The sequence below is a fragment of the Guptibacillus hwajinpoensis genome, from assembly GCF_020171785.1.
Lineage (GTDB): Bacteria > Bacillota > Bacilli > Bacillales > Guptibacillaceae > Guptibacillus > Guptibacillus sedimenti.
On the sequence record NZ_JAIVAE010000020.1, the window covers coordinates 36,690 to 49,054 of the forward strand.

A 12,365-nucleotide genomic window follows, 5' to 3' on the forward strand; every position below is an offset into this window, starting at 1 on the left:
GTGCACGACGATCGAAAAAGCTTTTGAACAGAAAGAAAGAGTCCGGTTTCTTTCCGGACTCTTAAATCTTAAAACTGCAGGATTATCCGATCGCTTCCTCTTTTACTTCCTCTTCTTTCACCTTTTCATCCTCTACCCAGGCATCGGCATGTTGAATGCCTAGCTTAGTAGGATTAAAGACAGGGTTTTTTCCTTGTTTCCGCTGATTTTCATAGTCTTTTAACACTTTAAAGGCTACTTTTCCTAACAAACCAATCGCAATCAAGTTAATCACCGTCATCAGTGCCATAAAGAGGTCGGCCATTTTCCATACGAGACTTAAGCTTGAAATCGAGCCGATCAGCACAAATGCCATCGTGGCGAGACGGAACAGAAAAAGTATTCCTTTGCTTTTTTTAATAAACTCAATATTTGTTTCACCATAGTAGTAAGAGCCAATAATCGAGCTGAAAGCGAACAAGAAAATCGCTATGGAGATAAAAATACCCGACCATCCACCAATATGAGCGTTTAGTGAGTTTTGAAGTAATTCAATTCCTGTCACTTCACCTGTTCGGAACACAGGAGCTAGTAAGATAATGAAGGCAGTGGATGAACAAACGAGAATGGTATCGACAAATACCCCAAGAGATTGAATCAGTCCTTGTTTCGCGGGGTGTGAGGTAGTAGAAGTAGCAGCTGCGTTTGGCGCACTACCCATACCGGCTTCATTCGAAAATAGTCCTCGTTTTACTCCGTTCATAATGGCTGCCCCAATCGCCCCACCAACCGCTTGTTCAAATCCGAAGGCACTACGTACGATAAGGGCTACGATTGATGGTAGCTCTGCCAAATTCATCAGGAGAACAAACAGAGCAATGACAATATAGAGAATCGCCATAACAGGTACGATGACACTTGATAGGTTCGCAATGCGATGCACGCCACCAAAGATCACAATTCCTGTCAAAGCCGTTATGATAAGGCCGATGACGAAGGGTTCGATCCCAAATGCATTCTCAAACGCGAGTGCAATGGTATTACTTTGCACCGAATTGAAGATAAGACCAAATGTAATGGCAATCAAAACGGCAAAAATAATCCCTAACCATCTTGCTTTCAAACCTTTTTCAATATAATAAGCGGGACCGCCTCGAAAGGCGTTGTCACCTTTCACCTTGTAAACCTGAGCAAGTGTACTTTCAATGAAAGCTGTCGCTCCACCAAGCAAGGCAACCATCCACATCCAGAAAACCGCTCCTGGACCACCTAGCGTGATCGCCACGGCAACGCCTGCTAAGTTCCCTGTACCAATCCGCGTAGCGGCACCGACACAGAAAGATTTAAAAGGGGAAATGTTTTTCGCTCCATCCTTATAATCAGGTTTTTCTCCTAATACGCGAAACATCTCACCGAAAAATCGAAATTGAACAAAACGCGAAGCAATCGTGAAATAAATGCCAAGTCCAAGTAACCCGGCAATAAGGACGTAACTCCAAAGAATGTTGTTTGAACCATCAATGATACTTGTTAGAAATCCTTCCATAGGCTGAACCGCTCCTCTAGTTTTCATTTGATTTACTTTTCTGAAAATTTACTACTAGTTATTATTATACATAGATTCGACAAATTAACAATCTATTTCGACAAATTACAACATTTATACAATTTGTAGTAATCCTTACCAGTAGCGCTTTTCTATGCATAGAAAAAGAACCGCTCTATTCCTAGAAGCGGTCCTTGTGAAAATTCCACTATTTATGTGAGGCATTAAGCTGATTGATCTCATAAGCAGTCCTCAGCCCTGACTCAATGGCACCTTCCATCCACCCGTGAAAGGAAGAAGTATGCTCTCCTGCAAAATGGAGTTTCCCTTCCGGCTGTTTGATGACGTCACCAAGGTTGTTTTCTTGTCCCGGTGTGAAAAGAGTGAAGCAACCTGCAGAATACGGATTGTTACTCCAATTAAAGGGAACCGCTTTTATGAAGGAAGTATACACTTCGTTTCCATAGATTTTGGCAAGATCTTTTAATAGGATCCGCGTAAGTTCTTCTGGAGGTAAGCTTCCCCAAAGCACAGCGTCTTCTCCCCAGCTGTAGCTGGCTAATAGAGCGGCTGATCCATTTGATCCAATTCCTTCTCCTGGTACATAACTGAATCGAATCGGTAAATCCGTCAGCGCATTTCCAACATTGTTTTTCTCCCAAAAACGGTAACTAAATTCAATTCCAATTTTGACGGCTGGAACATTGATTAATTCACGAATCGCCTGCCATTTTTTAAATGAGACCGAATGATACGGCGCAATATCAATAAATTGAAGAACCGAGAAGGGGATAGCGACAATCGCCACATCTCCTTTCACCCGGAATCTTTCCTGTGTTTTAGGATTGAGCGTTGTGACACTGACGCCACGATTTGACTGCTTAATTTTAATCACTTTCTGATTTAGGAAAATGTGATGCTTCAGTTCTTCAATGAATGAATGAGGCAGCCGATCGTTGCCCCCATCAATTTGATAGAACTTGACTTCTTTGCTGAAAATCGGATAAATAATATCCGTTAAAATGTCTGTAAACGCGAACTCTGGAAACCCTTCAATGCCAAGCATAACGCCAATCATGCGAATGGCATTGAGGGATAATGGTCTCCCAAGCGGATTGTATTGCAGAAATTCTCCCATTGAATATTCGCCGTATTTGGCTACGAGTTCTTCTTTTTCTTCTTTCGTACTGGCTTTATAAAGATCGATAAATGGCTGTGTTGCTTCAAGAAAAAGTTCTGTCGCCGTTTTTCCTTTTTCACTTTCACTCACTGGAAAGCCAAGAATGTCTGGATTCTTTTCATATTCTTCTTTCGTTGTTAGCACATTATTTACAAATAGAAGGTCTCGTGGTGAGGCGTTCAAGAATGGGTGGAGGGGCAGGTTGAAATGACGAATATATTCATGAACAAGAGCATGGTTATCGGGAATTCTCATTGCACCCGCGTCCATGTACTGATTTAAAGAAAACGGCTTTCTTAGTGTATACACGCGACCGCCAATGCGATCATTGCCTTCTAAGAGTGTGACGTGATGGCCACTTCGTTTCAGCAGTGACCCCGCTACCAGTCCTGACAGCCCAGCTCCAATAATAATGACGTGTTTAGGAGGACTTTTTCCTGGTAACCCATTTCGAATAAGAGAAAGTAAATCTTCTGGATAATGTAAGGAAGAAAATGGTGTGGCCATAGACAGCCTCCTTGTCTCGTAAACGGCACTTGAAAGCGGTGATCAAGTTTCACCTTATTATTCTATGACTCACAAAAAAAGGATATGAAATGTGGAATTTTTTGTTCAATACAGGAGAGACTGGTTTGAAAGAAGAACCGTTTTCTGGGCGCAAACATAAACTACAAAAAACAAAACAGATGCGGGACGGATTTGTCTTAAAGGAGGAAGGAAATGAGCCGGAATAAGCCTCTACCCTCACTGTTGACGCGGTGTAAAAAGCCGAATTTTCTTCTCTTGATCGATCAGCCTTGTGATTCCTCAGTCGATCAATCAGATGAAAAGAAAAATCTTTTCATGCAAGAATTTCTGCTGAACGGATTTGAATTTCAAAATCATTATGTTGGCAGCTCCGCCTGCTCCCCTAGTAAAATGACGCTTTATACAGGTCAGTATCCTTCCCTGCATGGTGTAAGGCAAACGAGGGGTTTTCATCAAAAGCAGTTCAACGCTACCGTTCCTATAATGGAAGATTACTTTCGAAAAGCAGGCTATCAAACCTTTTGGAAAGAACTCGCCGCCGACCAAGTTAGTGATGAAGCCAATCAACGTATGGCGTCACTAAATAAGGAGGATATGGTATGTGCGAAGGACGTTGTGGGGCTGCTTGAAAAGCTTGATCAAGAAGAAATGGAAGGATCACACCAATGGGTGATTTTTAGCTCGTTTCGTTCAGAACAACGTTACGGTGAGATGATGAACGTATTTCAGACGTTGAAGAAGACGGCTGTTTACCAGGATACAATCGTTCTGTATACCTCGATGATAGGGCAGAGCGAAGAGCTGGATGCAAGGAACCGAAACAACGTTTATGAGAAATATATACACGTACCGATGATGATTCACAGTCCTGCGCTTTTTCATGGGCAAAAGCGTACAGGGATGCTCACAAGTCATGTCGATCTTTTACCAACGATGTTAGGCCTCGCAGGAATTGACGAGGAAGAGGTTCAAACGCTGCTGAGTATGGATGATGCGGAAGTTCGTCCGCTTGTTGGAAGAGATCTGACGCCGCTCCTTCTTGGGAGAAAGCGATTTTATCGGGCAAACGAACCGCTTTATTTTATGACAGATGAAGAAGAAAGTTTAGACCTTAAAGACGCTGGAGAATTCGTTGAAACGGTGGTACAGCCGAATCACATTGAAGCTGTAATGGCTACCTTGCGTACAGGCGAAGAGAATGAGCAGGAAGTGTGGAAATACGCGCGCTACTTTGATGATCCTCAATTTTGGAGAGTTCCAGGTGTGTCAGATGTAATCGTGACGCAAGAGAAGGATGTTTCAACTGAGGCAGAGAAACCTTTATCGAAATGGGTCACCTTAACGAAGACTTCGCCCGCTCCAGATGAATTTGAATTATTTAACCTTACGCGTGATCCATTAGAAAAAAAGAACCTGATTACAGCGGAATTTGAGACGAGTGAAACGAAAGCAATTGGGAAGGTATTATCGCTCATCTTAGAAGAGCAACATCGTCAGAAACGATTAATTTCTAAGAGAAATGATACAGGGAACGTCGCTATTTGAGTTTTTTTCTAGGTGAGATGAGAGTAAGAGCATGGATGAGAATAGGAATAGAAAATATCGAAAGCGGAAGCGCAGGAGCGCTTCCGCTTTCGACTTTTTGTGACAAATAGCGGGTGGTGACAGGCACCGCTCACAGGCACTGCTCGACTGCTCGAACTGCTCGAGCATCGGCTAGACTAAAAGATTGAGAATAAAGTGACTGCTAGAATAACTCCTAAGATCGGGACAATGACGGTTAGTGCCCCAAAGGCCGGATAAGCATCTTTATGTTCTTCTCCAGCGATGGCTCGAATTGTTGTTACAACGTATCCTCCATGAGGAAGAGAATCGATAGAACCAGATGAAATAGCGACTACTCTGTGTAATTCCTCTGGTACAACCCCTATGTCCAAGTAGTGAGGAGCAAGGAGTGGCAATGCAATTGATTGACCGCCTGAAGCTGAACCAGTTAAACCAGCGATGACAGAGACTGCAAGCGCGCCTCCAATTAGAGGGCTACCGGGAATATCTGTCATAAATTGGACAGCGCTTTCGAAAGCCGGAGTAGCTTTAGCCACACCTCCAAAACCAACAACAGCCGAAGTATTCGCGATCGCTATAAGGGCTCCTACCGTACCCTCTGAAACCGCTTTCCAAACATTTTGGAAATAAGTTCTACTTAAAATATAAGTGGCGATGCATCCTCCAAGTAGAGCTAAAATGAGAGCGGACTGTGCAAGCATGTCATGGAAAATGTATGAGATTACCAAAACAATAATAAGAGGGATCATACTTAAAATAGGATTGGGTAATGACGTTCTTTTCAGAGCAGGATCATTGTCTCGAGCTTCGAATTTCTCCCCATTTTTCACGGCTCGAGTAAGCATTTTCTTTAACCACCAATATCCGAAAACCATCATGAAAATGGCGACTAGTAAACTTACTTCCCAACCTGCATATGGAGATGTACCAAGAAATTCAATCGGAATCCAATTCTGAATTTCAGGAGAACCAGCTGATGTCATTGTGAATGTCGTTGAACCGAAAGCGAGGGCTGCAGGTATAAACCTTCGTGGAAGATTCGCCTCTTTAAATAAACTAAGAGCCATTGGATAAACGGAGAATGCTACAACAAATAAGCTAACTCCGCCATAAGTGAGAACGGCACAAGCAAGTACAACAGCTAGTGCGGCTTGTTTCATTCCAATTTTATCAATGATCCATTTGGATACACTATCAGCTGCTCCGCTATCTTCCATTAGTTTCCCAAAAATAGCCCCGAAAAGGAACATTAAATACCATGACATGATAAATCCAGAAAAACCAGCCATATAATTTGTTAGAAAACTGGCTTCACCTTCTTCAGCTAACTGAGGAAAAATCGGTAACTGACTAAAAATTGCAACAATAAAAGCCGAAAAGGGAGCTGCTAAAAGTAAATTCATCCCCTTCATAGTTAAGACAATAAGCAGGATGATACCTCCAAGTAAACCAATCATACTAACCATATATTCACCCTATATCACAAACTTTATGACTTTTCATTTTTCCTTGTAGCGACGGAATTTCTTTCCACGAGATGTCCTTCTACCGTTTTGATTTGTGACTGGTCAAGCGAGCCACCGATAAGTTTAAATAAAAACTGGATTGTAGCCTCTACCATCTCGTTTATAGGTTGGTGCCAGGTTGTTAAAGAGTAGGAGGGCCAATTTGCCATTTTTACATTATCAAATCCAATGACCGAGATCTCTTCTGGAATGCTAATGCTTTGCTTTTTTAAATAATCCATCGCCCCAAAAGCTGAAATATCATTCGCGACAAATATAGCATCGATCCTCTTCTTTTGAGCGAGTAGATTCTTTGCAGCGTTAAACCCGCCTTCATAAGTATACTTACCGTTTTCAATTAAAAAAGAGTCAATTCCAGATTCTTTCAACGACTCAGCAAAACCAAATTGACGATCAATACTCGTAGAAGTATTTTCGTGTCCAGATATAAAAGCCAGGTGTTTGTGTCCTTTCTTTAATAAATATTGGCCAATTTCCTTACCAGCAACAAAATTATCACATACGACTGCATTGCTTTTTGTGTGAGTTGCATAGCGGTTGAAAAGCACGACAGAAATTCCATTACGACTGAATTTTTCCACGGCCTTTGAGGTTAATAGAGCATCAGTAATGATGATACCTTCAACACTATATTCAATTAAATGCTGAACTTCATCTTCCTGAATTTCATCATTTCGTGAATGAATAAACATGACTTGATAACCCTTATTAGCTAACATTTCATGAAATAATTTTAGTATCTCAGGATAGAATGGATTTTCAATATCTCTCATAACGATTCCAATAATCCGAGATTGGTTTGTAATGAGGCCTCTAGCTATGGCATTAGGCTGATATCCTAATTTTTCAGCAGTTTCTAATATTAACTGCTTCTTTTTAGAAGAAATACTAGTATTCTTACTGAAAGCTCTGGATACGCTCGATTGTGATACCCCAGCCAATCGAGCGACGTCCATAGCTGTTACTTTTTTGTTTTTCATTTGACTTCCTCCTGCCTGTTATCGACAGGGAAATTATATCAAATATTACGCTTTATTGCTGTTTGTTACCGTAGCGTCTTACCCGTAAATCCGCCTGAGCTTTGTGACCTTTAAATCCTTCAAGGTCGCAAAGACGTGAAGCATATTCTCCAATATGCGCACTTGCTTCAGGAGTGACTCTTTGATAAGTACAGGTTTTAAGGAATTTTCCAACCCACAATCCACCTGTATAACGTGCTGCTTGTTTCGTTGGTAGCGTATGGTTCGTACCAATCACTTTGTCTCCATATGCAACGTTTGTCTCTGGACCAAGGAATAATGCACCGTAGTTTGTCATGTTATCAAGGAAGTATTCCGGATCCTCTGTTAGTACTTCTACATGCTCGTAAGCTAATTTATCCGCTTCTACTACTGCTTCTTCTAAAGTATCAACAAGTAAGATTGATCCATAATCTTTCCATGCTGCCTCAGCCACATCCGCTGTTGGGAGAATTTGTAGTTGACGTTCAATTTCTTTTTCTGTTTCATTTGCCAATTTTCTTGAGGTGGTAATCAGTGCTGCAGGAGAATTTGGTCCATGTTCTGCTTGGCCGAGAAGGTCTGTTGCAACAATTTCTGCATCGGATGATTCATCCGCAATAACAAGAACTTCTGTCGGTCCTGCAAAAAGGTCAATGCCTACACGGCCAAACAGTTGTCGCTTCGCTTCCGCGACAAAAGCATTACCGGGTCCGACAAGCATATCTACCGGTTCAATTGTTTCTGTGCCAATTGCCATGGCACCCATTGCTTGAATACCACCTAAAATGTATATTTCGTCTGCTCCAGCTAGATGCATAGCCGTTACTGTAGCGGCAGGGATCTCTCCTTTAATTGGAGGGGTACAAGCAATGACGCGTTTCACTCCTGCAACTTTAGCCGTTAAAATGCTCATATGGGAGGAAGCAACCATTGGATATCGACCACCTGGGATATAGCAGCCAACACTGTTAACAGGAATATTTTTATGCCCAAGAAATACGCCAGGTTGAGTTTGAACTTCAATATCGCGAAGAGAATCTTTTTGGTGTTCAGCAAAGTTTTTTATTTGTTCTTGTGCAAATCTAATATCGTTGACAACTTGTTCTGGAACAGAGTTTACAATTTCGTTAATTTCTTCATCAGAAAGTCTAAAACGCTCAGGGGACCACTTATCGAATTTCTCAGATAAGTTTCGAACTTCTTCATCACCTTTGGCCTCAATATCAGCAATTACTTTGCTAACGGATTCTCTAACTTTAGTGTCAGCTTCTTGTACATCTTGAGGATTTCTACCTTCTTTAAGAAAAATAGCCAATTATCTCACTCCATTTCAATTAGTTAAATCTGATTTGCATACGTATGCAAAAATGGTCAAAAAATAAAGCCCTTAGAATAAAAAGTAATTTTTATAAAGATCAAATCTTTCTTTACATGTCTAAATGAAAGGGTTTGAATACGTATGCAAAACCTATTATAAAATGTAAGCGCTATTTTTTCAACCATTAAATTCAGAATAGTTAAAAGTTTGGTTGCAATTTATCTCTATTCTACAAATTGTGACAAATAGCGGGTGGTGACAGGCACCACTGTGAACTAGGTCTAAATACTTATCTTTTTCGACCAGGAAAACCTCTATTATGGTTAGGTTACCTTCCTTTATCGAGACTTTACACCTATATAAAAGTAATTAAATGGATTTTAAATACGACCAAAGACACGCACTGAAAAGTTCCATACGCACCAGGAAGTAATAATTTTCTCGCTTTAATAGTTCATTTCATTAGATCTATACTATGAAAGAAATCGAGCAGCTAGAAAGGTGTGAAGATACATGAAAAACATTCTACTTATCAATGGACATGAGTATTTTCCGAAGTCGAAAGGTGAGTTGAACAAAACGATCTTTGAGGAATGGAAAGAGGTGCTCTCTTCAGACTATGAAGTGAAAACAACAATCGTCGATGAAGAATACGATGTTGAGCAAGAAATCGAGAAGTGGCAGTGGGCTGATGTGATTATCATGCAAACGCCGATTTACTGGTTTAGTATCCCAGGTAACTTTAAGAAATACATCGATCGCGTCTATATGGACAAGATCTTCTTCATCGGATCAGATCGCTATGGTCAGGGCGGAATGTTTACAGATAAGAAATACATGTTGTCTCTTACTTGGAACGCACCTGAGGCAGCGTTTGGAAATGAACAGAGCTTCTTTGAAGGACGAGATCTTGATCAAGCGATCGATCACCTTCACAAGATGAACCAATATATCGGTATGCGTCCGCTACCAACTTACTCCATTCACAATGTGATGAAGGAAACAAATATGGCGCACTATAAAACGAAACTTCACGATCATTATCGCGAAGTGTTTGGTAAATAAAACACGCTTTCCACAACGGGATGGTTTAAAATTGATTTTTCGGGAAAACCATTAAAGGACATTTGAAAGGAGCATGTAACATGACTGTACAAACAAAAACATTAAACAACAATATTGAAATGCCTGAACTAGGTTACGGCGTATTCCGCGTTGAACAAGGTCAAGAATTGGTTGAAGCGGTGAAAACAGCAATTAAGAAAGGCTATCGTAGCATTGATACAGCAGCAATCTACGGTAACGAGGAAAGTGTTGGTCAGGGTGTCAATGAAGCGATTAAGGAAGGTCTTGTCACAAGAGAAGAGCTTTTCATTACTTCAAAAGTATGGAACGATGGCCTTACTTACGATGAAACGATTGAAGCGTATGAAACAAGTCTTTCTAAACTAGGTCTTGACTACCTCGATCTTTACTTGATTCACTGGCCTGGCGATAACAAATACCAGGAACCGTGGAAAGCACTTGAAACACTATATAAAGAAAAACGCGTACGTGCGATTGGCGTAAGTAACTTCCAGGTTAACCACCTTGAAGATCTTTGCAAAAACTTTGAAATTACACCTGTGATTAACCAAATCGAGTTCCACCCGCGTTTAACACAGGAAGAAGTAAGAACGTATTGCGAAGAACACAACATTCAAGTGGAAGCATGGTCACCACTGATGGCAGGAGAATTGTTAGATAACGAAACAATCGCCGGAATTGCAGAGAAATATAACAAGTCCGTAGCGCAAGTGATTCTTCGCTGGGATCTGCAACATAACGTGATTACCATTCCAAAATCAATGAACGACAAGCGCATTGAAGCAAATATCGATCTTTTCGATTTTGAACTCACTTCAGAAGAAATGAAGCAGCTGGATGCATTGAATGACAATGCTCGTAGCGGCCCACACCCTGATGAATTTGATTTTAAAATGTAAGATCTTTGAAGAAGGGCTGCAACCTGATGCAGTCCTTCTTTTTGAATACGCAAGCCGGTCCCGCCATGGGACCGGCTTTTTTTCGTTCTTAAAAATTTATTTTCCCCGCAATGCCCCTTTTTCCACTTTTCAATCGATATATAGGGTGAAAGGAGGTGATCAGCATGGCAACCTCATCCCTAATGGAAACGCAGCTTCGCATGGTACTTGAAGTAGGCGTGGACGAAAACGGTAAATCGATTTTCCGCAGCAAGAACTTTAACAACGTGAAAACATCCGCTACGCCTGATGCGCTTTTCGCAGTCGCACTAGCGCTAGCACCGCTTCAGCAGCACAATTTGTTCGCCGTTGAGCGCAATGATTCGTCTGATCTTCAGGCGTAATTAGTTTCCAAATGATGAAGAAAGGAGGAAAACCGACATGGCAAAAACACTCGAACTTCAGTTCAACACGCGTGACAATAAGCCGTTCTCGATCACGTTAAGCGATCCAGTCGAGCCCGTAAATCCGGCTGCAATTGCCGCTGCGATGGATACGCTCCTTGCACAAAACTGTTTTACAACAAGCGGAGGCGACCTTGTTTCCAAAAAAGGCGCACGTATCATTGAGCGCAATGAGAACGACATTATCATCGGTTAATGGATTGAAAAGAGGAAGGGCACTTGTCCTTCCTCTTTAGCAAGGCAACTAAACGAACAGGGAGGGTGACCGAATGGAGTCCTGGATGTCTCTCATCAGCGATGTTGGCTTTCCAGTTGTGGTGACGCTTTACTTGCTACACCGCATTGAGCAGAAGCTCGATACGCTGAACGATACCATACTGCAGCTGCCAGATCATTTAAACGCTCGAAGTTCGAATCAAAAAACAGGGTGATCTCTGTAAAAAAAGAAGAGAGGGTTCGCTAAGTAAGCCCTCTCTACCATACATAAGTCTCAACTAACTTCATATCGACCAGCGGCTTCCTAACTCTCTTTCTAAATTTGGAGATGGTGAGGTTTCTTTCAGTGCGCCGCTAATCAGAACGTGGAATGCCTACCACACGTTCGAAAACAAAACTTGTCAGGTGAGCTGAAGCCGATGCAGAAAATTCAGCGTTCTCCATCAAACACAGTTCCCGGTTTCTGTGGTGAGAAGCTATGGCGTGAACGGCCGTTAACGGTTCGGGTAGGTAACCAGGCGTACTACGGTACGGTAGCAGCGCGCAGATGGCGCACATTGGGCTGGTTTGATGTGTAGAAAGCGTGCTGTTGAAGAAATTCAAGCGTTCAAATCGGGTGATACGGTGGAAACCTCAGAAGGTCTCAGTATACTTCAGTCGAAAGGACGGCTACTTTTACAGCGCTGATGTTTTTTGTCAGCGCTGTAAAGGTAGTCATTCTCTGTCCAATGTTTCCTATCTGATCTAGTGCCTTCAGCGGTTCAAGAGCAAAACAGCATAAGAGCAAGAAGATAAAGAGAAAGAAAGAGAAAGAAAGATAAAGAGAAAGAATGAGGAAAGTGATAGGGGGCTTGGGAGAGCGGGTCAGAGTTTGACGTTAGGGTTTGATATGAAAAGTACAATCAATTACCTTATAAAGCCTGCCATGATTTTTGACATTAAGTAACAATATTCGGGTGGTGACAGTGGTTGACCCCCTTATAATGGACACATGAGGTATCATAAAGATACGAGACAAGTGAGTTTAAGGGGGAAAAAGGTAATGGCGAGAAAACCACATTCTACATTTGAATTAAG

General features: G+C 41.7%; 12 protein-coding genes. 7 read left to right on the forward strand and 5 right to left on the reverse strand.

Translation table 11 applies throughout. The annotated features are described in order from the left end of the window. Positions 1–82 precede the first annotated feature (82 nt). Positions 83–1,525, reverse strand: a complete 1,443-nt coding sequence (locus LCL91_RS21165; protein ID WP_224885351.1) for an alanine/glycine:cation symporter family protein — start codon at positions 1,523–1,525, stop codon at positions 83–85. A 208-nt stretch (positions 1,526–1,733) separates the two neighbouring features. Further along, positions 1,734–3,212 (reverse strand): flavin monoamine oxidase family protein, encoded by a 1,479-nt coding sequence (locus tag LCL91_RS21170; protein ID WP_224885353.1) that lies wholly within the window; start codon positions 3,210–3,212, stop codon positions 1,734–1,736. A gap of 213 nt (positions 3,213–3,425) precedes the next feature. Between LCL91_RS21170 and LCL91_RS21175 the strand changes: the two genes are divergently transcribed. Continuing rightward, entirely contained in the window at positions 3,426–4,778 is a 1,353-nt protein-coding gene (locus LCL91_RS21175) for a sulfatase-like hydrolase/transferase (RefSeq protein WP_224885355.1), read from the forward strand. A gap of 176 nt (positions 4,779–4,954) precedes the next feature. Here LCL91_RS21175 and LCL91_RS21180 read toward each other — a convergent pair whose 3' ends face one another. The 3 genes from LCL91_RS21180 to hisD are packed head-to-tail and all read right to left on the reverse strand — an operon-like array spanning position 4,955 to position 8,641. Beyond that, positions 4,955–6,265 carry a GntP family permease gene (locus LCL91_RS21180; protein ID WP_224885357.1) on the reverse strand — a complete coding sequence of 437 codons (1,311 nt, stop codon included), beginning with the start codon at positions 6,263–6,265 and terminating at the stop codon, positions 4,955–4,957. A 23-nt stretch (positions 6,266–6,288) separates the two neighbouring features. Further along, positions 6,289–7,305: a LacI family DNA-binding transcriptional regulator gene (locus LCL91_RS21185; RefSeq protein WP_224885359.1), complete on the reverse strand. Its 1,017-nt coding sequence runs from the start codon at positions 7,303–7,305 to the stop codon at positions 6,289–6,291. 52 nt (positions 7,306–7,357) lie between these two features. Then, positions 7,358–8,641, reverse strand: coding sequence for a histidinol dehydrogenase (gene hisD / locus LCL91_RS21190; RefSeq protein WP_224885361.1), 1,284 nt, complete (start codon positions 8,639–8,641; stop codon positions 7,358–7,360). Positions 8,642–9,157: 516 nt separating this feature from the next. Here hisD and LCL91_RS21195 point away from each other — a divergent pair. The 6 genes from LCL91_RS21195 to LCL91_RS21220 all read left to right on the forward strand — a co-directional run bounded on the left by LCL91_RS21195 (position 9,158) and on the right by LCL91_RS21220 (position 11,866). Next, entirely contained in the window at positions 9,158–9,709 is a 552-nt protein-coding gene (locus LCL91_RS21195) for an NAD(P)H-dependent oxidoreductase (RefSeq protein ID WP_224885363.1), read from the forward strand. An 80-nt stretch (positions 9,710–9,789) separates the two neighbouring features. Further along, the gene (locus tag LCL91_RS21200; protein WP_224885365.1) at positions 9,790–10,629 is read left to right on the forward strand and encodes an aldo/keto reductase; all 840 of its coding nucleotides are present in this window, start codon (positions 9,790–9,792) and stop codon (positions 10,627–10,629) included. 164 nt (positions 10,630–10,793) lie between these two features. Next, complete coding sequence (locus LCL91_RS21205; protein ID WP_160920463.1) at positions 10,794–11,012, forward strand: DUF1659 domain-containing protein; 219 nt, start codon at positions 10,794–10,796, stop codon at positions 11,010–11,012. A gap of 37 nt (positions 11,013–11,049) precedes the next feature. Continuing rightward, positions 11,050–11,268 carry a DUF2922 domain-containing protein gene (locus tag LCL91_RS21210; protein ID WP_166000532.1) on the forward strand — a complete coding sequence of 73 codons (219 nt, stop codon included), beginning with the start codon at positions 11,050–11,052 and terminating at the stop codon, positions 11,266–11,268. Between the two features lie 73 nt (positions 11,269–11,341). After that, positions 11,342–11,503, forward strand: coding sequence for a YvrJ family protein (locus tag LCL91_RS21215; RefSeq protein ID WP_098442652.1), 162 nt, complete (start codon positions 11,342–11,344; stop codon positions 11,501–11,503). Positions 11,504–11,653: 150 nt separating this feature from the next. Beyond that, positions 11,654–11,866 carry a hypothetical protein gene (locus LCL91_RS21220; protein ID WP_224885367.1) on the forward strand — a complete coding sequence of 71 codons (213 nt, stop codon included), beginning with the start codon at positions 11,654–11,656 and terminating at the stop codon, positions 11,864–11,866. Positions 11,867–12,365 lie beyond the last annotated feature (499 nt).